This window comes from Mesorhizobium sp. WSM4815, from assembly GCF_055811575.1.
The window spans coordinates 111,369-133,409 of record NZ_JBVVQS010000094.1 but is presented as its reverse complement, the minus strand read 5'-3'; the positions used below and the strand labels follow the sequence as shown (position 1 = coordinate 133,409).

The 22,041-nt window shown below is 63.8% G+C and carries 22 protein-coding genes and 1 pseudogene; 12 read left to right on the top strand and 11 right to left on the bottom strand.

Annotated features, from left to right (window positions below; all coding sequences use genetic code 11):
* Positions 1-2: 2 nt before the first annotated feature.
* The 3 genes from AC0L2B_RS16715 to AC0L2B_RS16705 are packed head-to-tail and all read right to left on the bottom strand — an operon-like array spanning position 3 to position 4,743.
* A complete protein-coding gene (locus AC0L2B_RS16715; RefSeq protein ID WP_473746116.1) occupies positions 3-2,828 on the bottom strand; it encodes a DUF4159 domain-containing protein in 2,826 nt (941 codons plus the stop codon).
* On the bottom strand, positions 2,825-3,739 hold the full coding sequence (locus AC0L2B_RS16710) for a DUF58 domain-containing protein (protein WP_473746115.1): 915 nt from the start codon (positions 3,737-3,739) through the stop codon (positions 2,825-2,827). Before AC0L2B_RS16710 ends, AC0L2B_RS16715 begins: the two co-directional genes overlap by 4 nt.
* Positions 3,739-4,743 (bottom strand): AAA family ATPase, encoded by a 1,005-nt coding sequence (locus AC0L2B_RS16705; protein ID WP_473494947.1) that lies wholly within the window; start codon positions 4,741-4,743, stop codon positions 3,739-3,741. The genes AC0L2B_RS16710 and AC0L2B_RS16705 overlap by 1 nt, the downstream gene beginning before the upstream one ends.
* Positions 4,744-4,889: 146 nt before the next feature.
* Between AC0L2B_RS16705 and AC0L2B_RS16700 the strand changes: the two genes are divergently transcribed.
* The 3 genes from AC0L2B_RS16700 to AC0L2B_RS16690 all read left to right on the top strand — a co-directional run bounded on the left by AC0L2B_RS16700 (position 4,890) and on the right by AC0L2B_RS16690 (position 7,510).
* Positions 4,890-5,519: a DUF1285 domain-containing protein gene (locus AC0L2B_RS16700; RefSeq protein WP_473746192.1), complete on the top strand. Its 630-nt coding sequence runs from the start codon at positions 4,890-4,892 to the stop codon at positions 5,517-5,519.
* 93 nt (positions 5,520-5,612) lie between these two features.
* Positions 5,613-6,245, top strand: coding sequence for a CoA pyrophosphatase (locus AC0L2B_RS16695; RefSeq protein ID WP_473746113.1), 633 nt, complete (start codon positions 5,613-5,615; stop codon positions 6,243-6,245).
* The gene (locus AC0L2B_RS16690; protein ID WP_473746112.1) at positions 6,242-7,510 is read left to right on the top strand and encodes a CCA tRNA nucleotidyltransferase; all 1,269 of its coding nucleotides are present in this window, start codon (positions 6,242-6,244) and stop codon (positions 7,508-7,510) included. Before AC0L2B_RS16695 ends, AC0L2B_RS16690 begins: the two co-directional genes overlap by 4 nt.
* A gap of 151 nt (positions 7,511-7,661) precedes the next feature.
* Here the strand turns inward: AC0L2B_RS16690 and AC0L2B_RS16685 are convergent, their stop codons facing one another.
* The 3 genes from AC0L2B_RS16685 to hemF all read right to left on the bottom strand — a co-directional run bounded on the left by AC0L2B_RS16685 (position 7,662) and on the right by hemF (position 9,515).
* Positions 7,662-7,847 (bottom strand): DUF1059 domain-containing protein, encoded by a 186-nt coding sequence (locus AC0L2B_RS16685; protein ID WP_023799945.1) that lies wholly within the window; start codon positions 7,845-7,847, stop codon positions 7,662-7,664.
* Positions 7,848-8,094: 247 nt separating this feature from the next.
* Positions 8,095-8,355 carry a DUF1344 domain-containing protein gene (locus AC0L2B_RS16680; protein ID WP_473586924.1) on the bottom strand — a complete coding sequence of 87 codons (261 nt, stop codon included), beginning with the start codon at positions 8,353-8,355 and terminating at the stop codon, positions 8,095-8,097.
* A gap of 245 nt (positions 8,356-8,600) precedes the next feature.
* Positions 8,601-9,515 carry an oxygen-dependent coproporphyrinogen oxidase gene (hemF, locus tag AC0L2B_RS16675; protein WP_473746111.1) on the bottom strand — a complete coding sequence of 305 codons (915 nt, stop codon included), beginning with the start codon at positions 9,513-9,515 and terminating at the stop codon, positions 8,601-8,603.
* 105 nt (positions 9,516-9,620) lie between these two features.
* Between hemF and AC0L2B_RS16670 the strand changes: the two genes are divergently transcribed.
* Entirely contained in the window at positions 9,621-9,878 is a 258-nt protein-coding gene (locus AC0L2B_RS16670) for a hypothetical protein (protein ID WP_006202578.1), read from the top strand.
* Here the strand turns inward: AC0L2B_RS16670 and soxR are convergent.
* Positions 9,875-10,321, bottom strand: a complete 447-nt coding sequence (soxR, locus tag AC0L2B_RS16665) for a redox-sensitive transcriptional activator SoxR (protein ID WP_023799942.1) — start codon at positions 10,319-10,321, stop codon at positions 9,875-9,877. The genes AC0L2B_RS16670 and soxR overlap by 4 nt on opposite strands.
* Positions 10,322-10,490: 169 nt before the next feature.
* Complete coding sequence (locus AC0L2B_RS16660) at positions 10,491-10,949, bottom strand: tRNA (cytidine(34)-2'-O)-methyltransferase (protein ID WP_091598453.1); 459 nt, start codon at positions 10,947-10,949, stop codon at positions 10,491-10,493.
* Positions 10,950-11,366: 417 nt separating this feature from the next.
* Here AC0L2B_RS16660 and AC0L2B_RS16655 point away from each other — a divergent pair, with 417 nt between their 5' ends.
* The 4 genes from AC0L2B_RS16655 to AC0L2B_RS16640 are packed head-to-tail and all read left to right on the top strand — an operon-like array spanning position 11,367 to position 15,962.
* Positions 11,367-11,837, top strand: a complete 471-nt coding sequence (locus AC0L2B_RS16655) for a hypothetical protein (protein WP_287064227.1) — start codon at positions 11,367-11,369, stop codon at positions 11,835-11,837.
* On the top strand, positions 11,821-13,695 hold the full coding sequence (locus AC0L2B_RS16650; RefSeq protein WP_473746191.1) for an ABC transporter ATP-binding protein: 1,875 nt from the start codon (positions 11,821-11,823) through the stop codon (positions 13,693-13,695). Before AC0L2B_RS16655 ends, AC0L2B_RS16650 begins: the two co-directional genes overlap by 17 nt.
* 39 nt (positions 13,696-13,734) lie before the next feature.
* The gene (locus tag AC0L2B_RS16645; RefSeq protein WP_473746110.1) at positions 13,735-15,618 is read left to right on the top strand and encodes an ABC transporter ATP-binding protein; all 1,884 of its coding nucleotides are present in this window, start codon (positions 13,735-13,737) and stop codon (positions 15,616-15,618) included.
* Positions 15,619-15,647: 29 nt separating this feature from the next.
* Positions 15,648-15,962, top strand: a complete 315-nt coding sequence (locus AC0L2B_RS16640) for a DUF6665 family protein (RefSeq protein ID WP_202366300.1) — start codon at positions 15,648-15,650, stop codon at positions 15,960-15,962.
* Between the two features lie 176 nt (positions 15,963-16,138).
* Here AC0L2B_RS16640 and AC0L2B_RS16635 read toward each other — a convergent pair whose 3' ends face one another.
* Together AC0L2B_RS16635 and AC0L2B_RS16630 are read right to left on the bottom strand one after the other, a co-directional pair.
* A complete protein-coding gene (locus tag AC0L2B_RS16635; protein WP_473746190.1) occupies positions 16,139-17,053 on the bottom strand; it encodes a tetratricopeptide repeat protein in 915 nt (304 codons plus the stop codon).
* A gap of 492 nt (positions 17,054-17,545) precedes the next feature.
* Positions 17,546-17,809: pseudogene (locus AC0L2B_RS16630) on the bottom strand (winged helix-turn-helix domain-containing protein); the annotation flags it as partial.
* 88 nt (positions 17,810-17,897) lie between these two features.
* Here AC0L2B_RS16630 and AC0L2B_RS16625 point away from each other — a divergent pair.
* A complete protein-coding gene (locus AC0L2B_RS16625; protein ID WP_473746109.1) occupies positions 17,898-18,269 on the top strand; it encodes a hypothetical protein in 372 nt (123 codons plus the stop codon).
* A gap of 405 nt (positions 18,270-18,674) precedes the next feature.
* The gene (locus AC0L2B_RS16620) at positions 18,675-19,208 is read left to right on the top strand and encodes a cupin domain-containing protein (protein ID WP_473746108.1); all 534 of its coding nucleotides are present in this window, start codon (positions 18,675-18,677) and stop codon (positions 19,206-19,208) included.
* A gap of 293 nt (positions 19,209-19,501) precedes the next feature.
* On the opposite strand, the gene AC0L2B_RS16615 is transcribed toward AC0L2B_RS16620, so the two are convergent.
* Positions 19,502-19,846, bottom strand: a complete 345-nt coding sequence (locus tag AC0L2B_RS16615) for a cupin domain-containing protein (RefSeq protein ID WP_473746189.1) — start codon at positions 19,844-19,846, stop codon at positions 19,502-19,504.
* Positions 19,847-20,148: 302 nt separating this feature from the next.
* Here AC0L2B_RS16615 and petA point away from each other — a divergent pair, with 302 nt between their 5' ends.
* Together petA and AC0L2B_RS16605 are read left to right on the top strand one after the other, a co-directional pair.
* Positions 20,149-20,709: a ubiquinol-cytochrome c reductase iron-sulfur subunit gene (petA, locus tag AC0L2B_RS16610; protein ID WP_077380015.1), complete on the top strand. Its 561-nt coding sequence runs from the start codon at positions 20,149-20,151 to the stop codon at positions 20,707-20,709.
* Between the two features lie 17 nt (positions 20,710-20,726).
* On the top strand, positions 20,727-22,031 hold the full coding sequence (locus AC0L2B_RS16605; protein WP_091598435.1) for a cytochrome b: 1,305 nt from the start codon (positions 20,727-20,729) through the stop codon (positions 22,029-22,031).
* Positions 22,032-22,041 lie beyond the last annotated feature (10 nt).

Here is a 22,041-nt window from a genome sequence, read left to right as displayed (position 1 = left end):
GCTTACTGCCCCAGCCGTTCGAGCAGCACCGGCACATGCACCTGATCGGATTTGTAGTTGCCGGTCAGCATGTACATCATGATGTTGACGCCGGCGCGCAGCGCATAAATGCGCTGCATCGGATCCGACGGCACGGTCGGCAAAAGCGGGTCGCCATTCTCGTCGACCGCCCAGGCGCCGGCGAAATCATTGGCGGTGATCATGATCGGCGAGACGCCGTCGCCGGTGCGTACCGGGCGGTTCTCGGTGTTGCTGGCTTCGAGCGACGCCGCGACCCAGAGCGGGCCACCGGCGAAGCGTCCGGGAAACTCAGGCAGGATGTAAAAGGATTTGGTCAGCACATGGTCCGACGGCACCGGCTCCAGCGCCGGCACGTTGAGGTTGCCGAGGATGTCGCGCAGCCGCTCCGTCGCCGGGCTGGCCTGCTCCGCGCCGATGCCGGTGGCGAACTGGTCGCGCGTGTCGAACAGCACCGTGCCGCCCTGCTGCATATAGGCGTCGACGCGGGCGATCGCGGCCTGGCTCGGCATCGGCGCGGCAGGATCGATCGGCCAATAGATCAGCGGATAGAAGGCAAGCTGGTCCTTCGAGATATCGACGCTGGCCGGCGCCCCCGGCTCGAGCGCGGTCTTCTCGATCAGGAAGCGGGTCAGGCCCTCCAGCCCGGCCTGGCTGATCGAATCGACGCTCCGGTCGCCGGTCTGCACATAGCCGATCCGGGTTTTCGAAATGTCCTCGATCGCCCGCTCATCACCGGGTTTGGCATCGTCGGCGCGGGCGATGTCGGTGTGGCCGACCAGGGCGCCGAGCGCAATCAGCAGGGCGGCGATGGTTGCGGCGGCCGTGCCGGCGCGGCGCGGCCGGCGCGATAACAGGCCGCCCATCCAGAACACCGCCAGCGTATCAAGGACCATCAGCAGGAGAGCTGCCGCCACCAGCGGGCCCTTCAAATTGTGTGATTCGTCGAAAGCGTACTGGACGGTGGTGACCGGCACGGTGATCGGAGGACGGACCAGCGGCGCCAAGCGGCTTTCGGCATTGAGCAGATTGTGAGCGATGACGCCGGTGTCGGAGCCATACAGGCCGGGCGGATTCTCGAACGTCACCGGCAGCGGGCCGGCACCCGGCACCAGCGGCCGTGCATCCGGCGTCGGCGGCACCAGCGTGCCATCGGCTGATATCATGCGGTAGGGCGCCAGCGAGGCGGCGGCGGCTTCGGCATTGGCGACCGCCGCGCCCTGGTTGCGCGACAGTTGCACGATGCGGCGCAGCATCTCGACGAAGCTGCCGGAGATCGGCAGGTTCGACCAGGTCGCCTCCGGCGTGACATGGAACAGGACGAGCGTGCCTTTGCCCTTCTTCATACCGGTCACCAGCGGCGTGCCGTCGGCAAGCGTGGCCCAGCTGCGCTCGACGATATCGGGCGTCGGCTCGGCCAGCACCTGCCTGGTGACGGTGACCTCGGCCGGCGGAGCGAGATCGGCGAAGGGGCCGGTCTTCGGAAAATCGGTGACCGGCTGCGGCGTCGTCCACGACAGCGCGCCGCCGAGCGAGCGCTCGCCGATGCGCAGCCTGACCGGCAGCAGGTCGTCGTCATTGCCGGCAGCGACCAGCCGCGAGCCGGCGAATCGCACCAGCGTGCCGCCATTGTCGACCCAGTCGACCAGCCTTTGCCGCACCTGCTGCGGAATGGTGCCGACATCGGCCATGACGATCATCGCCGGCTTCTGGTCGAGGAGCTGCGGGATGGCGTCGGCAAGGTCGGCGCTCGACGGCTCGGCCAGATCGGCGAAGGGCTGCAGCGCGCGGCGGATGTAGTACAGCGGCGACAGAAGCGGCTGCGCCTGGTCGGCTTCGGCCTGCGACAGCAGTCCGACTCGGCGGCGCTTGGAACTCTCGTCGAGCACGCGGACGGCGCCGGCCTGCCGCTGACCGTCGAGCGTGATCGAGGCGAAGTCGTTGCGCAGCTCGAACGGCACCGCCATCGTGCCGGTGGCGGTGGATTCGCCCGGCGAGAAGGTCAGCGTGGCGTCGGCGATGCGGCGGCCCTTGTCGTCGAAGGCGCCGGCGGTCACCTGAGCCGGCGCCGGATCGCCCGGCGCGCGGATGGCGGTCAGCTCGAAGCCGTCCACCTGGTTGTCGGCGCCAGTCAGGCCGATCAGGCCAGGCCGGTCGGAGGCGGCCCAGACGACACGGGCGGCGTTCTTCGACAGAAGCGTGTTGAAGGCGGCCTCGTCGCCTTCCGCCGCCAGACCGTCGGCGAGCACGGCGACGCTGGCGCCCGGCAAGCTCTCCAGGGTTGTCGCGACGCGGGCATAGACGGCCGGGCGGTCGGTCGGGATCGGCCGCGGCTTTGCCGCGCGCAGCCGGTCGAGCGCGGTGGCGGCGTCGAACGGGCCGATCTCGGCATTCGGTTTTTCGGCGGTGAAGGCGATGATGACAGGCACGTCGTTGGAGCTGGCATCGGTGATCAGCCGTTCGGCAGTGGCGACGCGCTGGCCCCAGTCGGCGGCACTTGCCCAGTCATTGTCGATGACCAGCGCAAGAGCGGTGCCCTCGGCCGGCAGTCTTTCACGCGGGTTGAAGACAGGTTCGGCCAGCGCCGCAACGATAAGGGCCGCCATCAGCAGCCTGAGCAGCGTCAGCCACCACGGGCTCTGTTGCGGCGTCTCCTCGCGCTTCAGCACGCGGGCCAGGATCTTCAGCGGCGGGAAGACCTCGGTCTGCGGCTTGGGCGGGGTGAACCGCAAAAGCCACCAGATCACCGGCAGGGCCAGAAGGCCCCACAGCACCATCGGCGCCCCGAAGGAGAGCGGCAGCCAGCTCATGCGCGGATCCTCCCGGCTGAGCTGCCATCGAGGGTCATCGCCATGTGGACACGCACCAGCGCATCGGAGGCGAGGCGGTCGGTGTGGTTGACGGTAAAGCTCCAGCCGAGGCGCTTGCACCAGTCGGTCAGTTCCTGGCGGCGGGCGATGTAAAGCAGTCGGTAGTCGTCGCCCAGTGTTTCGGCGCGGCCCGCGGTCAGCTTGTCGCCGGTCTCGGGATCGGTGAATTCGGTGCGGCCGGCATAGGGGAATCTCTCCTCGGCCGGGTCGGCGACCTCGATCAGATGGGCACGCACGCCGTGGCGGGCGAGCACGTCAAGCCAGGCGATGGTGTCCTCGACCGGATCGAGGAAGTCGCTGACGATGACGATGTCGCAGAAGCGGCGGATAGCGGACAGGTCGGGTTTTGCCGGCAATTCGCCGGCATGGCTGAGTTGTGCTGTGATCCGCTCGGCGCCGTTGCGGGCGGTGAACGGATCGGTCAGCCCGGGCCAGGCGATGCGCTCGCCGCTGCGCGACAGAAGCTCGGCCATGGCCAGCGCAAGCACCAGCGCGCGGGACTCCTTCGAGACGGTGGCGCCGGTCGATTTGTAGAGCATGGAAGGCGAGGGATCTGCCCACAGCCACACCGTATGGGCGGCCTCCCATTCGCGGTCTCGCACATAGATGTGGTCGTCGCGGGCCGAGCGGCGCCAGTCGATACGCGAGGAGTCGCCCTCGACATAGGGCCGGAACTGCCAGAAATTCTCGCCGATGCCGCGCTTGCGGCGGCCGTGCCAGCCGGCGATCACCGTGTTGACGATGCGACGCGCCTCGACCAGCAGGTCCGGCACCAGCGAAGCCCGCAACCGGCCGCGGGCGAGCGCGTCACGCGTCGCCGCCGGTGCCTGGGCCTCGCCTATACGCGCCATCAGATGCCTTTTGCCAGTTTCGCCACCACGTCGCGCACGGTCGTGCCCTCGGCACGGGCGGCAAAGGTCAGCGCCATGCGGTGCTGCAGCACCGGCTCGGCCAGCGCTCTGATGTCGTCGATCGACGGCGCCAGCCGTCCGTCATAAAGGGCGCGGGCGCGGGCGCACAGTGTCAGCGACTGGCTGGCGCGCGGGCCCGGGCCCCAGGCGACGTGCTTGTCGGTCTCGGCATTGCCCTGGCCGGGGCGCGCCGAGCGCACCAACTGGAGGATCGCCTCGACGACGCTTTCCGGCACCGGCATGCGGCGAATGAGGGTCTGGATCTCCTTCAGCCGCGCCGGCTGCAGCACGTTCTGCGCCTTGGCGTCCTCAATGCCGGTGGTCTCCAGGAGGATGCGGCGCTCCGCCTCGATTTCCGGATAGAGGATGTCGACCTGCATCAGGAAACGGTCAAGCTGTGCCTCGGGCAGCGGATAGGTGCCCTCCTGCTCCAGCGGATTCTGCGTCGCCAGCACGTGGAAGGGCGCCGGCAGGTCGTGGCGGACACCGGCAATGGTGACGTGGTATTCCTGCATCGACTGCAGCAGCGCCGACTGGGTGCGCGGCGAGGCGCGGTTGATCTCGTCGGCCATCAGCAGTTGCGCGAAGATCGGCCCGGAGATGAAGCGGAACGAGCGCTTGCCGAATTCGTCCTGCTCCATCACCTCGGAGCCGAGAATATCGGACGGCATCAGGTCGGGCGTGAACTGGATGCGGCGGGAATCGAGGCCGAGCACGATGCCCAGCGTCTCGACCAGCTTGGTCTTGGCGAGGCCGGGCACGCCGACCAGCAGCGCATGGCCGCCGGCCAGCAGCGCCACCAGCGTGCGTTCGACGACGCTTTCCTGGCCGAAGATGACGCGGCCGACGCCCTCGCGAACCCTGGAAATGTCGGCCAGCGCCGTCTCGGCCAGGGCGATCATGTCCTCTTCGCTGATCGGGCTTTCCTTGATCATCACGCTCATGCAGCATCGATCCTTCTCGTTGGAAATACCGGCTTGCAGCTTCGACGCCACAGAGTGCCGCGATTCGGCCTCGCGTGGCGCCTGTCTTTGAACTTAAATCACTGACTTAGGCTGACAAGCGGAACAACAGTGACTATTTCGTGACCATGACAGAACGCGCCGACGATCGTGAAGGAAGTTTGACGGCAGCGACCGCGGCGCTCGGACTGGAGGCGCTGATCTCGCGTGCCGCCCGCGCGGGCAAGGGACCGGCGCCGGTGGATCGTTGGAATCCGGCCTTTTGCGGCGATCTCGACATGGAGATCAGACAGGACGGCACCTGGTTCTACCAGGGCACGCCGATCGGCCGCATGCCGCTGGTGCAGCTGTTTTCCTCCGTGCTGCGCAAGGACGAAGACGGCAGGACCTACCTGGTGACGCCGGTGGAAAGGGTCGGCATCCGCGTCGTCGATGCGCCGTTCATCGCCGTTGAGATGGATGTTTGCGGCACCGGCGATGGCCAGGTCATCACCTTTCGTACCAATGTCGGCGATGTGGTCGAGGCCGGGCCGGAGCATCCGCTGCGCTTTGTCGACGAGGAGGCAACCGGCGGCCTGAAACCTTATGTGCTGGTGCGCGGACGGCTTGAGGCGCTGGTGGCGCGGCCGGTCATGTATGAATTGGTCGAGCATGGCGAGGAGATCGAGGTCGGCGGCCGAAGGATGTTTGCCGTCCGCTCGAAGGGTGCGGTCTATCCGATCATGCCGACGGAAAAGCTGCAGCGGCTGAGCGCATGAGAGGGCGACGCCAAATGGACCGGGGCCAAATGGACCGGGGCCAAATGAACCGGGGCATGATGGACCAGGTGACGCGATGGACCAGGTGACACTATGGACCAAGTGACGCCGGCGCCGTTTTCGGCCGAGGATTTTCGCGCCCGCGTCGCGGCGCAGCCGCTGGCGCATGCCGCCGACGATTATGGTGACCATCGCTTCAACCCGGGACATCCGCGTTTGAAGCTCGCAAAGGCGCTGCGCGATGCCGCCGTGCTGATCCCGGTGGTCGATCACGGGCGCGACGCAACGCTTCTGCTGACCAAGCGGGCGGAAAAGCTGCGCAACCATTCGGGGCAGGTGGCCTTTCCCGGAGGCACGATCGATCCTACCGACCCGAGCCCGGAGGCGGCGGCATTGCGCGAGACATTCGAGGAGATCGGGCTTGGCCAGGATCGGGTCGAGATCATCGGCCGCATGCCCGATTACGTCTCCGGCAGCGGCTACCGGATCGCCCCGGTGCTGGGAATAGTGCGGCCGGACTTTTCACTGACGCTGAATTCCGAGGAGGTCGACGCCGCCTTCGAAGTGCCGCTGCGCTTTCTGATGGACCCGGCCAACCACGGCCGCGACAGCCGCATGTGGAACGATCTCGAATGGGTCTTCTACGAAATGCCCTATGACGGACAACGCATCTGGGGCGTCACCGCGGGCATCATCCGCACGCTCTATGAAAGGCTCTATACGTGAGCGGCCGGGTGTCGCTCGCGGGCAAGGCCGACTGGCTCGGGGAACGGCATTTGCAGCGCCTGCTGGCGGCTTTGGCGGATGGCGGCGAGGAGGCGCGCGTCGCCGGCGGTGCGGTGCGCAATGCGCTCATCGGCCAGCCGGTTGCCGACGTCGATATCGCCACCACGACCGTGCCTGATGAAACCATCCGCCGCGCCGAGGCGGCGGGTTTCAAGGCGGTGCCAACCGGCATCGAGCACGGCACCATCACCATTGTCGCCGGCGGCAAGCCGTTCGAGGTGACCACGCTGCGCGCCGACATCGAGACCGACGGACGGCGGGCAAAAGTGTTGTTCGGGCGCGACTGGAAGGCCGATGCGGAACGGCGCGATTTCACCATCAACGCGCTCTATGCCGAGGCCGACGGCACGATCGTCGACCTGGTCGGCGGCATTGCCGATGTCGAGGCGCGCCGGCTGCGCTTCATCGGCGATCCGGAGGCGCGCATCCGCGAAGATTATCTGCGCATCCTGCGCTTTTTCCGCTTCTTCGCCTGGTATGGCGACGGCCGGCCGGATGCCGAAGGGCTGAAGGCTTGCGCCCGGCTCAAGGAGGGGCTTGGCCAACTCTCGGTCGAGCGCGTCTGGTCCGAACTGAAGAAGCTGCTGTCGGCCCGCGATCCATCGCGCGCCCTGCTGTGGATGCGCCAGGCGGGCGTGCTCACCAGCGTTCTGCCGGAGAGCGAGAAATGGGGCATCGATGCGATCCATGCGCTGACCAGGGCGGAGAAGGATCTCGGCTGGGTGCCGGACCCGCTGCTCAGGCTGGAAGCGATCGTGCCACCGGACGCAGCGCGGATGAAGACGCTCGCCGAGCGGTTGAGGTTCTCCGTCAGCGACGCCGGTCGCCTCAGGCAGTGGGCGCTGACAGCGCCCGTCGAGCCGAAGACGACCGAAGCGGGACTCGCAAAACGGCTCTATCGCGGCGATCGTCAAGGCATAGTCGATCGCTTGCGGCTGTCGCTCGCTTCCGCTCGAGCCCGCGCCGTCGAGGACAACGACGCGCTGCTCGAAGCTGGCGGCGTCTCGCGGCTGCTGGCCTTTGCCGAAAAATGGAAAAAGCCCGGCTTTCCGCTCAAGGGCGCCGATCTGGCGAGGCTTGGCGCGTCGCCTGGGCCGAAACTCGGCGCAACCCTGAAGAACCTCGAAAACGAGTGGATCGAGTCCGGCTTTGCGCTGGATCGCGGCGCACTTCTCGAGCGCGCCGCAGAAGCACTCGAAAGTTAGAGACCGTTTGGAAACTCTACTCTGGCGGCCATCTGATGGCGTTTTCTGCGCTTCCGGTGCTCACGGACCCGAATGTCCGCTGCGCTCCGGTTCTCGAAGCCACCACCATATGACTCGCCAGAGCGAATTTCGAAACAGTCTCTTAGGCAAATCAGGCCGCGTCGCGAGCCTTTTCGATGCGCGAACGGATCGCTTCGATCATCGTCTCGCGAATGATCGTCTCGCCATGCGTCTCACGCATATGCTCGACGGCGCGCCGCATGATCTCGGCTTCCTCGTCGGCGCGCGTATGCCAGTCACAACCCGGAACCAGCGAGCCGCAGTGGAATTCCTTCATCGGATTTCTCCCTTTTCCTCCTCGGAGCGCCGCATCTGCTCTGACACGGAGGCTCCAGCACCTTTGATCGACGCATGATCTCTGTCGGAAACCGGTTCGGTTTTCGGGTCATGCGCTGGCCGAACCAGCATAACACGATCGGATGGTTTTGGTTGCTGCAGAGACCGAAAAAGGCGGAGCATCGCTGCTCCGCCCTCTTGACGCTACCCCGGAGGCAAGACCTCGTCTTGCTCCAGCGGCCAGGCCATCACTTCACGATCGTGACTGCCTCGGCGATTTTGTGCTTGCCGCTCATGTCCCACGAAACGCGGACCTTTTCGCCGGCCTTCAGGCCAGGATTCTTGAAGGCCTTGGGCAGCGTAAAGGTAGATCCGTTATCCAGAACGAGGCTCATCGCCGTTCCATCGTAAGTCTTGATCGTGCCCGTGGTATGCTTGACCGCTGCGAAGGCAGCGCCACCAGAGGCAAGAACGGCAGCAGCCGCAACCGACATAATAAGCTTGCGCATGGCATGCTCTCCTGGAAATGAAGGCACCATTTTGGGAAGGTGCCCTACTTAATCATGGGCCGTCCAGTCGCGTCGGGTCGCGGTTCCAGGGAGGCGAGAACCGCCGGCGTTTCCCGGCCCGTAACGAAAATAGTCTTGCTTTTTCAAATGGATATTAGACGAAAAAGATATTCTGCGCGCCACATTCGCCGCCAGAATCCTGCGATTTGGACCCGATTGCGACTCACGTCCAACTCACCGAGATTTTACGGCCATTTCACCTCTGGCGGCAGGCTGGACAGGATCGCGGCAACGTTGCCGCCGGTCTTCAGCCCGAAGATGGTGCCGCGATCGTGAAGCAAGTTGAATTCGACATAGCGGCCGCGGCGAATGAGCTGTTCTTCGCGGTCGCCCTCGGTCCAGTTGTCGTTGAAATTGGCCCGCACCAGATGCCCGTAGACGACGAGAAAAGTGCGCCCGACATCCTGGACGAAGTTGAAATCGGCGTTCCAGCCGCCTCTGTCCTCGTCCGAATGCAGCCAGTCGAAGAAGATGCCGCCGGTGCCGCGCGGTTCGTTGCGGTGCGGCAGATAGAAATACTCGTCGCACCAGGCCTTGAATTTCGCGTGGTCGGCGACGCCAGCGTGCTTCTCGCAGGCAAATTGCATGGCGCGGTGGAAGGCGACCGTGTCCGGGTCCTCCTGAGTGCGGCGACGGTCGAGCACCGGCGTCAGGTCGGCGCCGCCGCCGAACCATTGGCGCGAGGTGACGACCATGCGCGTATTCATGTGCACCGCCGGCACGTTGGGGTTCCACGGATGGGCGATCAGCGAAATGCCGCTCGCCCAGAAGCGCGGGTCTTCCTCGGCGCCCGGCATCTGCTTCCTGAACTCCGGCGAGAACTCGCCATAGACCGTCGAGGTGTGGACGCCGACCTTCTCGAAGACGCGGCCGCGCATCATCGACATGGTGCCGCCGCCGCCCTTGCCGGCGTCGCGCTGCCACGGCGTCTTTTCGAAGCGGCCGGGCGACCATGAGGCCTGCGGCCCCTGCAGGTCCTGCTCGATCTGCTCGAAGGCGGCGCAGATGCGCTCGCACAGCGTCTCAAACCACAGCCGCGCCTTCATCTTCTTCTGTTCGATGTCGGCCGGCAGCCCCGCCGGTATTTTGGGTCGTTGCAAATGCTGTCTCCGGTTGTCGGGCGTACCCCGACAAATGACTCGTCTTTTCCGGCCGCGATCCCTAATCTCTTAGGTGCAAGGGTCAAGTGTGAATGGAGTTCTTTCGTGCGCACTCCGGCAAGACCGCCGCTGGATGGCCTGAAGAAGAGGCTCGACCGTTCGCGCGCCGAGCGCGAGCGCATGCCGCGCGACGGGTTTTTGCGCGAGACCTTCGTCCTGCCGCGCTCCGATGCGCGGCTCAAGGCGAAGGAGTGGTTCGAGCGCTTTCCCAAGCAGGCCTACTGGACCGAGATCGAAAGCTGGTTCGAGCGGCCGGGCGACGTCATCGAATTCACCATCAGGCGATTGCCGGCGGCGGATTAGCGAGCGACCAACAACCGCCTTGCGCCCGGGCCTTGGGCGCTCAGCCGGTCTTCCTTGTTGCGCAGCGGGCACTTGTCGATCGACATGCAGCCGCAGCCGATGCAGTCGGTCAGCCCGTCGCGCAGCTTCTTCAACTGGGCAATCTTGCGATCGAGCTGGTCGCGCCAAGCGGTTGAAAGCACATTCCAGTCCCCGCGCGTCGGCGTGCGGCCTTCAGGCAGCGATGCCAATGCCTCGCCGATCTCGGCCAGCGAGATGCCGACCTCCTGTGCCACCTTGATGATCGCCACCCGCCGCAGCACGTCGCGGCCGTAGCGCCGCTGGTTGCCTGATGTGCGGTGGCTGCGGATCAATCCGCGCGCCTCGTAGAAATGCAGCGCCGACACTGCCACCCCGCTGCGCGTGGCCACCTGGCCGACCGTCAATTCCGTCACCGCAGCCATTTGAATTTTCCGCTTGACCTCAAGTTAAGTTGAGCTTGTAACGAAGAAACCCTTGATATGCAAACCGCAGGAGAAGGCGATGTGCGCCTGGGTGAGAATGACAAGCGGCGGTGCGGTCGTCGGCGAGAAAGCCGCCACAATCTCTGCACCCGCTACGCCTCTGCAAATCCTATCCGAGCTGCCGGATCGCCTCGCCGGCCACCATGGCGACGGAAAGCGCGACGTTGATGCTGCGCGCGCCCGGCTGCATCGGGATGATCAGTCGCGCATCCGCCGCCTCGTGGACAGGATCAGGCACGCCTGCGGATTCGCGGCCGAACAGAAGAATGTCGGCATCGGCGAAGGCGAAATCGGTATAGGCGGTCGCGGCTCTGGTCGACAGCAGCACCAGCCGCCGCGCTTCGCCTCTGCGCCAGTGCTCGAAGGCTTGCCAGTCGACATGCCGGGTCAGCGCCGCCATTTCGAGATAATCCATGCCGGCCCGTTTCAGCGCCCGGTCGGAGAGCGGGAAGCCGGCCGGTTCGATGATGTCGACGCCGAGACCGAGGCAAGCCGCGAAGCGCAGGATTGTCCCGGTGTTGCCGGCGATATCCGGCTGGTAGAGCGCGATGCGGAGACGGTTGTTCATTTCCGCATCCTTCTAATAAGTGGCAGATCGGCCACAACAGGTTCGCGGTTTTGGAAATTTCTGGACCGGCGGGTGGTCATTTTCTGCGAAGTCGGTTATACGCCGGGCATTGTCAACCCGAACCGATGGAGGGGTAATTCATGATGATCATGCACATCCAGCGCCCCTCATGTGGGCTTACCAGCCTGCCGGCGGTTTCGGTTCGACGATTCTCCTGACCTTTTAGATTTCGATCGCACCGATTCTTAGCCGAAACCCTTTTTCGGTCTTCGAAGGAATCCTGCGATGTTTTTCAAGCTGTCGAAGGGGCTGAACGCCCCGCCTGAGCACGCCGCTGTTCAACCCCCGCCTTTCGCCGGCCATTCAGCTGCGAACAGGCCGGATTTTCTTCCCTATTTTCACATGGAGGACGGACCGATGTTCGATCCCTGCAAAATTCCCGGTTCAAGAAACCTGCACGAGCGCAGGATGGCGACCTGGGCGCTTTTGGTCGGCGAAACCTACTCGTCGGCGGTTCACGCCGAAACCCGCCGGCGCCCGCATCGCGGCATGCTGCCGGACGTCGACTTCTCGCGCGCGGTTCCCGACCGCAGCCGGCCGTCGCTGGTGCGCCGGATCATCAGGCTGATCCGCCCTGGCGCGAAATCCGGCGCGAAACTCCGGGTCGTCGACGCAGCGCTGTCAGGATCGTCAAACGAGCCTGTCGGCGAAAAGCCCGCAACATCCTATATTGCGCGAAGCAGGATCGGCGGCCCGGGTGATTCCGGGACGCCGGTCCTTGCTGCCACGCGACCCATGACGCCATGCGCTCCCAGGACGCTACACGCTCCCGCGCGGCGAGAGCGAAAACGAGCATGTGAGTACCAAGACAATGTTCCGCTGGTTTGAAACAAGGCTCGATCCGTTCCCTGCCGAGGAGCCGGTCGAGCCGCCGAAGACGCTGATCGCCTTCTGCGTCCACTATACGCGCGGCGCCTGGCCCTACATCGCAATCGATGCGATGCTGGTGACGGCTATCGCCCTTGCCGAGGTGTGGATGTTCGGCTTCATGGGCCGGATCGTCGACTGGCTGTCGGTGCAGAATCGCGAGACATTCCTGCAGACCGAGGGCTGGAAGCTCGCAGGCATGGCTTTCATCGTGGTTTTCGCGCTGCCGGCGACGGTCTGGTTCCATGCGCTCCTCAACCAGCAGACGCTGATGGGCAACTATCCGATGCGTATCCGCTGGCAGGTGCATCGCTACCTGCTCAAGCAGTCGATGGCCTTCTACCAGGACGAGTTCGCCGGACGCATCGCGACCAAGCTGATGCAGACGGCGCTCGCCGTGCGCGAATGCGTCATCAAGCTCATCGATGTGCTCAATTATGTCGTGGTCTATTTCCTCGGCATGCTGTTGATTGTCGGCTCGGCCGACTGGCGGCTGGCGGCACCGCTTGCCGTCTGGCTTGCCGGCTATGTCTTGCTGCTGCGCTATTTCATCCCGCGATTGGGCAAGGTCGGCGAGGAGCAGGCCAACGCGCGCTCGACCATGACCGGCCGCGTCGTCGACAGCTACTCCAACATCCAGACGGTCAAGCTGTTCTCGCATGCGCGGCGCGAGGCGTCCTTCGCCCGGGAAGGCATGGCCGGCTTTCTCGATACGGTCTACCGGTCGATGCGGTTGGTGACGCAGCTCTACGGCCTGCTCTACGTCCTGAACTCACTGCTGTTGTTTTCGGTCACTGCAATCTCGCTGTGGCTGTGGCTCGGCCAGGTGGTGACGATCGGCGCCGTCGCCCTGGTCATCGGCCTCGTGCTTCGGCTCTGGGGCATGTCGCAATGGATCATGTGGGAGATGTCCACCCTGTTCGAGAATATCGGTACGGTGCAGGACGGCATCAGCTCGATCTCGTTGCCGCGCGTCGTCGAAGACAGGCCTGGCGCCAAGGACATTGTCGTGATCAAGGGCGAGATCCGCTTCGAGGACATCCGCTTCCACTACGGCAAGCAGAAAGGCATGATCGAAAGCCTGTCGCTGACGGTGAAGCCGGGCGAAAAGGTCGGCATCGTCGGCCGCTCGGGCGCCGGCAAGTCGACGCTGGTCAACCTTCTGTTGCGCTTCTACGACCTTGAAAGCGGCAAGATCCTGATCGACGGCCAGGAAATCGCGGCGCTGACGCAGGATTCGCTGCGCGCCCAGATCGCCATGGTCACGCAGGATACCTCGCTGCTGCATCGCTCAGTGCGCGAGAACATCCTTTATGGCCGACCGGACGCCAGCAACGAGATGCTGGTCGAGGCAGCACGCCGCGCCGAGGCGCTTGATTTCATATCAAGGCTTTCGGACGCCAGTGGCCGCACCGGTTTCGATGCGCATGTCGGCGATCGCGGCGTCAAATTGTCCGGGGGCCAGCGCCAACGCATCGCGATTGCCCGTGTCATGCTGAAGGACGCACCGATCCTCATCCTCGACGAGGCGACGTCTGCGCTGGATTCAGAGGCCGAGGCGGCAATCCAGGAGAACCTTTACAAGCTCATGCAAGGCAAGACCGTCATCGCCATCGCGCACCGGCTCTCGACCATCGCGGCGATGGACCGGCTCGTCGTCATGGACAAGGGCCGCCTCATCGAGGAGGGTTCGCATGAGCAACTCGTCGCCAGCGGCGGGCTCTATGCGCAGCTTTGGCAGCGTCAGTCGGGCGGCTTCCTGCTCGACGAGGGTGCGGCCGCCAACGATGCCCTTGTGAAGGGTCAAGCAGCGGAATGATGGGCCGCAGAATGATGGCACCAGAATGATGATTGCCGAATGATGATTGCCGTCTATCGCTGGTTCGAGAACTGGGTCTATCCGTTCAGGGAGCCCGCGAGCCTTCGGCCACCGGTCAGCGTCAGCGGTTTCCTCTGGCACTATGTCGGCCAGGCGAAGGTCGCCTTCTTCGCCATGCTTGTCATCGGCGGCATTGCGCCGCTGGTCGAGGCTGGGCTGTTCTACTTCGTCGGCAGGCTGGTCGACATTCTCGACCAGCTCCCCGGCGAGCGCAGCTGGGACGCGCTGTGGACTGCCGCCGGCCCCGAACTTGTCTTCATGGCCGCCGTGGTGCTGGTCATCCGCACCATCGTCGTCGGCCTGGCGGCGCTGGTCGACGAGCAGACGATCACCCCCGGCTTCTACAATCTGGTGCGCTGGCAGGCGCACCGCCATGTCTCGCGCCAGTCCTACAACTTCTTCCAGAACGATTTCGCCGGCCGCATCGCAACAAAAGTCTGGCAGGCCGGGCAGGCAACCGGCGATTTGATGCAAAGCTTCATCGAGGTCGTCTGGTTCATGGTCGTCTATACGGTGACGACGCTGGTGCTGGTCGCCGGCCTCGACTTGCGGCTGGCGGCGCTGGTGGTGATCTGGATCACCGCCTTCGGCTGGCTGGCCAGGCGCTATCTGCCGGCGATCCGCAAGCATGCCGAACGAACCGCAGAGGCCGGTTCGATGATCACCGGCCGCTTCGTCGATTCCTACTCGAACGTGCAGACGCTGAAGCTGTTCTCCGCCGATGGCGACGACCGTTACATCAGGAGCGGTTTCGATATCTATCTCGATGCGCTGCGCCCGTTCACCCGCAGGCTGACTGGCGTGCGCATGGCGCTGACGACGCTGTCGGGGATCATGATCACTGCGATCGCCTGTTTTGCCGTCTATCTCTGGCTCGAAGGCTCGATCACCGTCGGCGCCGTCGCTTTCACGCTGTCCCTGGTGCTGCGGCTCAACATGCTGCTCGGCCGGCTGATGATGCAGCTCAACAGCATCCTGCGGAATCTCGGCGTGCTGGAAAACTCGAAGGCGCTGATCTCGCAGCCGCTCGGCCTGACCGATACGCCCGACGCCAAGGAGCTTGTCGTGACCGGCGGCCGGATCGAAGTGAACAACGTCGAGTTCCACTACGGCAAGGGATTCGGCGTGCTCAACGGCATCGATCTTGTCGTGCGGCCGGGCGAGAAGGTCGGACTGGTCGGGCCGTCCGGCGCCGGCAAGACGACGCTGGCCAATCTGATCCTGCGCCTCTACGAGCTCGAGGCCGGCAAGATCACCATCGACGGCCAGGACGTCTCGAAGGTGACGCAGAATTCGCTGCGTGCCAACATCGGTGTCGTCAGCCAGGATACCGCGCTTTTCCACCGTTCCTTGCGCGACAACATCAAGCTTGGCATGCCGGAAGCAACCGACGCCGAGGTGATCGCGGCCGCGAGGAAGGCCGAGGCGCACGACTTCATCCTCGACTTGCGCGACAATCGCGGTCGCCAGGGCTATGAGGCCTTTGTCGGCGAGCGCGGCGTGAAATTGTCTGGCGGCCAGCGCCAGCGCGTGGCGATCGCCCGCGTCTTCCTCAAGGACGCGCCGATCCTGATACTCGACGAGGCGACGTCGGCGCTCGATTCTGACATCGAGGCGGCCATCCAGGAAAATCTGGCGCGGCTGATGGAGAACAAGACGGTCATCGCCATAGCGCACCGGCTGTCGACCATCGCCGCGCTCGATCGCCTGGTGGTGCTCGACGGCGGCCGCATCGTCGAGCAAGGCACGCATGACGAGCTGGTCGCGCTCGATGGGCTCTATGCGCGGCTGTGGAAGCGGCAGTCCGGCGGCTTCCTGTTCAACGAGGAGAGCGTGCTGGAGGAGACGCGGCCGGCGGAGTAGGGCCAGATTTCAGCAAACCGGAGTGAATCATGTCGGTGCGAATGCCATCCAATTTCGGACGGTCGGGGGCGCAGGAGAGCGCGCTCGACCTGCTCGGCCATGAAATCCTCGGCGAAAAGGCGGCGGCGCTCGGCCGCGCCGGCCGGCGCGTGGATGAAACGCTGGCGAGATTGCGTGAACATGGCGACGATGGCGAGCATCGCGCCCGGCTGCTCAAGGACGCGGCCGAGGCGGTCCACGCCTACTTCATCCAGCGCGAATTGTGCGGCTTGCGCAAGCACGACGCAGTGATCCGGGAATACAATATTCCCAAGGCCGTGCTGGCTAGGCTCGGCGCGAAATAGACAACGGTGTTGAAAAGCTCATGCTACCGAAGAGGAATACCGATTTCGACCGTTCCAGAAGTTCGGGTGCGAGCGCATTATGGCGCTAGTCTTGAGGACAATCAGCGCTAATACGCCTAAAAACTTCAAAGGTTTAGCGGCCAATCGGTCTTCTGCCGGGCGGCAAAAGGTCGGCGTCACTCCGGCAAACCCGCGAACCGCATGTGTTCGATCCAGCGCTCGAGGCTGGGAGCGGCCCACATCTTCTCCCACTGCTTGCGTTGTTTGCTGATGGAGTCGCCGGGCGAGTCATTGAGGAAAATCGCAAGCGCTTCCTTTGCCTCCCTCTCGTTTCCCAGGCAGGCGTGGATCCCCGCAAGCATTCGATGAGCGCCGCTCGGCATTCTGGCCATTTTCCGCATCGCCGTCAGCGCAGCCTCGCAATCGTTCTTTTCCCACAGCGCCCAGCCCATGTCCCAGTGGTACCAGTCAGGATGGAAAGGATCGATGCCCTTGGCCTGCTCAATCCGATCGATCGCTTCGTCGATTCGGCCGGCAAAGATCAGCGGGGACGCACTGCCGGCTAGGATATTCGAGGCGCTGGGATTCAGCGCAATCGCCTGATCGTACCGAGCAATGGCCTGCTCGATCTCTCCGGCTTCGGTATGAATTTTGGCGCGGACATAATGCGCGTTGGCATCGTCCGGAGCGAGCAGGATTGCCTTGTCCGCGTATTCGGCGCCGCGCTTCAACGCCTCGTCGGGGTTGTTCTCCTGCTTGTGCCAGAATAGCGCGTCATTGCGATAGGCAAAGGCCATCCCGATATAGCCGTACTGGGAGTCTGGATCCGCTTCGACCGCCTTGAGGCTGAACTGCCGTAGCAGCTCGTTCCCCGCGGCAGAGAAGTCCTTGTCGGTCTCGGCAAACCCCATCTGGACATAGCTCAGTGCGCTGACCTGCGCGGCGTCGCTCTGTGGCAGCGGGCGCTCGATCCTGCGCCCGACCCGATCCGCAAGCGTGCGGATGATCTCCTCCTGGACGACGAAAAGATCGCCAATCTCGCGGTTGTAGGTGTTGGCCCAGACATGCGATCCGTCATGCGCGTTCAGCAACTGGGCCGTCACTTTCAGCCGGTTTCCGATCTTCTGCTGGCTGCCTTCGAGCAGGTAGTCGACGCCGAGCTCATCTCCAATCTGCCTGGCGTCGACCGGCTGGTCGCGGTACCTGAAGCTCGAGTTCCGGGCGATGACGGCATAAGTCTTGCTCCGCGCCAACTCAGTGATGATGCCCTCAGCGACGGCATCGCTGAGATAACCCTTGTCCGCACCGGTACTGAAGTCGTCGAAGGCAAGGATCGCAATCCTCGGCATGTCGCTCGAAGGAACCGGAGCGACTCGCCAAGTCTCCATGCCGTAGTATGCGCCGATGGCTCCCGCAACGAGAACGAGTGCGGCAAGAATGAAGCCGCGTCGCGAGAATCGTGTCCTGCCTGGTTCCCGGCCGGCCGCGGCGTTTGGCTCCGCCGCGTCCGATGGATCGGCGTTCAGCCGGTAGCCTCTCTTCGGAAGGGTTTGCACGATCATGTGCTTGTCGTCTCCCAATGCGCGGCGAATATCGGCAATGCATTGGGTGAGACTATCGTCAGTCACGAAGGTATCGGGCCAGACCGCCTGCATCAGCGCATCCTTGGACACGATCTCGCCCGGTCGCGCCGCGAGCGCGGAGAGCACCTCGGCGGACTGGCTGCGAAGATTGACCGCTTTGCCTTCGACGGTTCGGAGTTCTTTGCATTTCGTCAGGAAGACAAAACCGCGAAACGTGATCGTTTCAGCAGATTTCAGATCAATTTCAGGGGCCGTTCGGGACATTTCACCTTCCTGGCGCGCTTCCTAGCTTAGCCCATTCGGCCGCCGCCTCCAAGCGATCCCTGCAGCACCGGATGGAACGGAGGACGAAATGAATCGCACCAAGCTCATCATTGCTCTGGCTCTTCTTTTGGCAGCGCAAACCGCTGCAAACGCAGATTCCCGCACCGCACGAATCTGTGGCCCTGATCATGTCAACGAGGTTGCCTCGGACGACGTTCGTCCCAACTCCGGCAGTCACAATGTCGCCAGCCTTAGGTCGATGGATGACCGCGCCATGTTCACCGCTATCGCTGTCACAATCCATCTTACCAACCAGGGGAAGCTAGTCAGGCTCCCCCAGGTGAAACCCATGACCTCCATGGCCGAATGCAGAGCTTGGACCCATCAACAGGAGTTCATGCGCGTACTCCCCGGCTATCTCGCCACCTTCCATTACTGCGACTGCGCATCCGAACCGTGATTTTGCAAGGTCTGGCTTTTCACGCTCGGACCGAAACCTGGCCTCAAGCGATATCGCCCGAGCTGCGATGAGTTTAACGAGCGAAGGCAGGCGGAGACACGTCGGTGTCAGGATGTCTGCTGCAGCCGGCATTTACAGTGCAGCCAAATTGCCAATGCCCGGCGCGGTCGCGCGACAAGCGGTCCTTCGTGCGATCCGACCTCTTTGGCGGCAGGCGCTCTCGGGTGGCCCGAAATTTGGTGCCGTAAGGCGGCAAAGATGATATCTTAGCGGCAACTAATATTTTGGTCGAGGGGACGACCAAGCAAAGGAGGACCGACCATGAAGCCGCATTCTCTCAGCGCTCGCCGGATTGGCGTGCTTTTGTTCTCCCTGTGTGCTTTCGGGTTGATGACGTCAGCCTCAATGCCCGCAGACAGCAAATTCGCTGTCGAGCCGGTGGTTGAGAAAAAGGTGAAGGAACTGCCCTCCGGACCGTTGTACTGGCGGCTGGAAAATTTCCCAACGTTGGCGAAGGCCCAAAGCGCTGCCGGCCCGACCTCGCTTGCGGCGGAGGTCGCAGGCAAGGTCTGGCTGTTCACGCTTGGACCGAAGGATGGCTCTACGCCCGGCGCAACCAAGGTCGTCGAGATCGGTCCCCTTCCGCCGATCAGCGCGAGCGAGTATTTGCTGCGTGTCAACCGCGCCGGTGGAGCGCCTGGCGCCAAGACAAAAGTCCACACGCATCCGGGACCGGAGGCCTTCTATGTGCTGGCCGGCAAGCTCGGCCAGAAGACGCCCCACGGCGTAACCTATACTGAAGCCGGCACGTCCATGACCGGACACGGGGCCGACACGCCGATGGAGGTGTTCAACGCCGGCACCACCGATCTCGACGAGCTGGCCATCTTCGTGGTGGATGCCAATCGGCCGTTCTCGTCACCGGCCAGCCTCGACTGAGCCGACATTTCCCGGGGTGGCCCGAATGTTTTGGACGAGCTGAGACGGCACCCAAGCGAAGATCCGCAAGATTCCAGAAAATTTTGGATCTTCGCTTACACGCATCATCGAATGGCAGTTTTGGACCTCAATCCTGCTACAGATGACAATTCCTGGTACTTCCGCTCTCCACCAAAGCGGTTGTCTAACCTCGGGTACCAAGCGTCAGATTTTCATCACTAGTTCGACCATGATCTTTTCCGAAAACCGGTTTCGGTTTTCGCTGACGCGGACCTTCGGTTCGTGATCATGGCCTACTCCAGCCATTTGGTGATGAAGCTGCCGTTTTCGTGGATGTCGGTGGTCTCCAGCGGGCCAGGGCCGAGATTGGTGAATTTGTGCGGCGTGTTCGGCGGCACGATCAGGATCTGGCCGGCCGACGCCTCGATCTGTCGGTCGCCGACGGTGAACAGGCCGGTGCCAGCGCGGATAATGAAAATCTCGCAATAGGGATGCATGTGCAGCCGCGGGCCGCCGCCGATCTCCGGCAGATGGTTGAAGATCAGGCAGCTTCTGGAGCCGTAGGCGCCGCACTGCAGTTCACCCTGCCAATGGTCGGGGCTCCTGGCCCATTTGTCGCGGTCGATGACATGCGCCATGAGCCGAGGATAGACCGAGGCTGGGTCTCCTGTCGAGGCAAACACCGGCGCCGGTTTTGCCATTGTTTTCCTGTGGCTTCGCCGTCTTCGTCGCCACGCCGTCCGCCGTCGAATTGCGTCCCCGCGACAATCTGCCCTTGTGCCTTCACCCGTCTGGACAAAAACGGGCTTCACGCATAAACCGAAGGCCAATTGCCGGAGGAATTCGCTAGCCTGTTCGCCATGCGCTGTCGGGTTGGCGTGAAAGAGCGGGGAACAAGCCTCGGCCACCGGCACGGAAGAGGCGAAAGGATCAGGCACCCGTGAGCGCAACCGACATCCAGGATCCCAACCGTCGTGATTTTCTCTACGTCGCCACGGGCATGGCCGCGGTGGTCGGCGCGGGTGCCGTCGCCTGGCCGTTCATCGACCAGATGCGCCCGGATGCCTCGACGCTGGCGCTGGCCTCGGTAGAGGTCGACGTCTCCTCGCTGACGCCGGGAACGTCGCTTGTCGTGAAATGGCGCGGCAAGCCGGTGGTGGTGCGCAATCGCACCGAACAAGAGATGAAGGACGGCGAGGCGGTCAATCTGGCCGAGCTCAAGGATCCGCTCGCCCGCAACGCCAATCTGCCGGCCGATGCGCCGGCGACCGACGCCAACCGTACCACGCCGGGCAAGGAGGCCTGGATGGTGATGGTCCAGGTCTGCACCCATCTCGGCTGCATTCCGCTCGGCCAGGAAGGCGAGTTCGGCGGCTGGTTCTGCCCGTGCCACGGTTCGACATACGACACCGCCGGCCGCGTCCGCGGCGGGCCGGCGCCGGAGAACATGTCGGTGCCGGTATTCCAGTTCATTTCCGACACCAAGATCCGTATCGGCTGAGGCGAGGGGACATTTCGATGAGCGAGGGACACTCGACCTATACGCCCAAGACCGGTATCGGACGCTGGGTCGACGCCCGCATGCCGCTGCCGCGGCTGGTCTATGACAGCTTCGTCGCCTATCCGGTGCCGCGCAACCTCAATTATGCGTGGACCTTCGGCGGCATCCTGGCGCTCATGCTGGCGGCGCAGATGCTGACCGGCATCGTGCTGGCCATGCACTACGCGGCGGACAGCAGTCTGGCCTTCGATTCGGTCGAGAAGATCATGCGCGACGTGAATTCGGGCTGGCTGCTGCGCTATCTGCATTCGAACGGCGCGTCGTTCTTCTTCGTCGCCGTCTACATCCACATCTTCCGCGGCCTCTATTACGGCTCCTACAAGGCGCCGCGCGAGCTTCTGTGGATCCTCGGCTGCATCATCTATCTCCTGATGATGGCGACAGGCTTCATGGGCTATGTGCTGCCCTGGGGACAGATGTCGTTCTGGGGCGCGACCGTCATCACCGGCTTCTTCACCGCCATTCCGCTGGTCGGCGAATGGATCCAGCAGCTTCTGCTCGGCGGCTTCGCTGTCGACAACCCGACGCTGAACCGTTTCTTTTCACTGCACTACCTGTTGCCGTTCATGATCGCCGGCGTCGTCGTGCTGCACATATGGGCGCTGCATGTGGTCGGCCAGTCGAACCCGACCGGCATCGAGGTCAAATCGAAGACCGATACCGTCGCTTTCACCCCTTACGCGACCATCAAGGACGCGTTCGGGATGCTGGTGTTCCTGTTCATCTTCGCCTATTTCGTCTTCTACCTGCCGAACTTTCTCGGCCATCCGGACAACTACGTCGTCGCCGACCCGCTGAAGACGCCGGCCCACATCGTGCCGGAATGGTACTTCCTGCCGTTCTACGCGATCCTGCGCGCCATCACCTTCAATATCGGGCCGATCAACTCGAAGCTCGGTGGCGTGCTCGCGATGTTCGGCTCCATCGCCATGCTGTTCCTGGTGCCGTGGCTCGACACCTCGAAAGTGCGCTCGGCGGTCTACCGGCCCTGGTACAAGCTGTTCTTCTGGCTGTTCGTGATCGATGCCGTCCTGCTTGGCTGGCTGGGCTCGCAGCCGGCCGAGGGCAGCTACGTCTTCATGGCGCAGATGGCGACATTGTTCTACTTCGCCTTTTTCCTGGTCGTGCTGCCGGTGCTGGGCCTGGTCGAGAAGCCGCGGCGATTGCCGAACTCGATCACCGAGGCAGTTCTCGAGAAGAACAAGGGTGGCGGTGGCGGGCATCCGGCTCGCGCGACAGCCGCGCCGGAAACCAAGGGCTGAGCATGACCCC

What these genes read in the sequence shown, in the direction of transcription:
- AC0L2B_RS16700 (WP_473746192.1), top strand. Translation starts at nt 4,890, where the DNA reads ATGACAGAACGCGCCGACGATCGTGAAGGAAGTTTGACGGCAGCGACC.
- AC0L2B_RS16685 (WP_023799945.1), bottom strand. Translation starts at nt 7,847, where the DNA reads ATGAAGGAATTCCACTGCGGCTCGCTGGTTCCGGGTTGTGACTGGCAT.
- AC0L2B_RS16695 (WP_473746113.1), top strand. Translation starts at nt 5,613, where the DNA reads ATGGACCAAGTGACGCCGGCGCCGTTTTCGGCCGAGGATTTTCGCGCC.
- AC0L2B_RS16660 (WP_091598453.1), bottom strand. Translation starts at nt 10,949, where the DNA reads ATGAACAACCGTCTCCGCATCGCGCTCTACCAGCCGGATATCGCCGGC.
- AC0L2B_RS16705 (WP_473494947.1), bottom strand. Translation starts at nt 4,743, where the DNA reads ATGAGCGTGATGATCAAGGAAAGCCCGATCAGCGAAGAGGACATGATC.
- AC0L2B_RS16620 (WP_473746108.1), top strand. Translation starts at nt 18,675, where the DNA reads ATGCCCGCAGACAGCAAATTCGCTGTCGAGCCGGTGGTTGAGAAAAAG.
- AC0L2B_RS16625 (WP_473746109.1), top strand. Translation starts at nt 17,898, where the DNA reads ATGAATCGCACCAAGCTCATCATTGCTCTGGCTCTTCTTTTGGCAGCG.
- AC0L2B_RS16645 (WP_473746110.1), top strand. Translation starts at nt 13,735, where the DNA reads ATGATGATTGCCGTCTATCGCTGGTTCGAGAACTGGGTCTATCCGTTC.
- AC0L2B_RS16655 (WP_287064227.1), top strand. Translation starts at nt 11,367, where the DNA reads ATGTTCGATCCCTGCAAAATTCCCGGTTCAAGAAACCTGCACGAGCGC.
- AC0L2B_RS16715 (WP_473746116.1), bottom strand. Translation starts at nt 2,828, where the DNA reads ATGAGCTGGCTGCCGCTCTCCTTCGGGGCGCCGATGGTGCTGTGGGGC.
- soxR (WP_023799942.1), bottom strand. Translation starts at nt 10,321, where the DNA reads ATGGCTGCGGTGACGGAATTGACGGTCGGCCAGGTGGCCACGCGCAGC.
- AC0L2B_RS16640 (WP_202366300.1), top strand. Translation starts at nt 15,648, where the DNA reads ATGTCGGTGCGAATGCCATCCAATTTCGGACGGTCGGGGGCGCAGGAG.
- AC0L2B_RS16650 (WP_473746191.1), top strand. Translation starts at nt 11,821, where the DNA reads ATGTTCCGCTGGTTTGAAACAAGGCTCGATCCGTTCCCTGCCGAGGAG.
- AC0L2B_RS16680 (WP_473586924.1), bottom strand. Translation starts at nt 8,355, where the DNA reads ATGCGCAAGCTTATTATGTCGGTTGCGGCTGCTGCCGTTCTTGCCTCT.
- AC0L2B_RS16605 (WP_091598435.1), top strand. Translation starts at nt 20,727, where the DNA reads ATGAGCGAGGGACACTCGACCTATACGCCCAAGACCGGTATCGGACGC.
- AC0L2B_RS16710 (WP_473746115.1), bottom strand. Translation starts at nt 3,739, where the DNA reads ATGGCGCGTATAGGCGAGGCCCAGGCACCGGCGGCGACGCGTGACGCG.
- AC0L2B_RS16615 (WP_473746189.1), bottom strand. Translation starts at nt 19,846, where the DNA reads ATGGCGCATGTCATCGACCGCGACAAATGGGCCAGGAGCCCCGACCAT.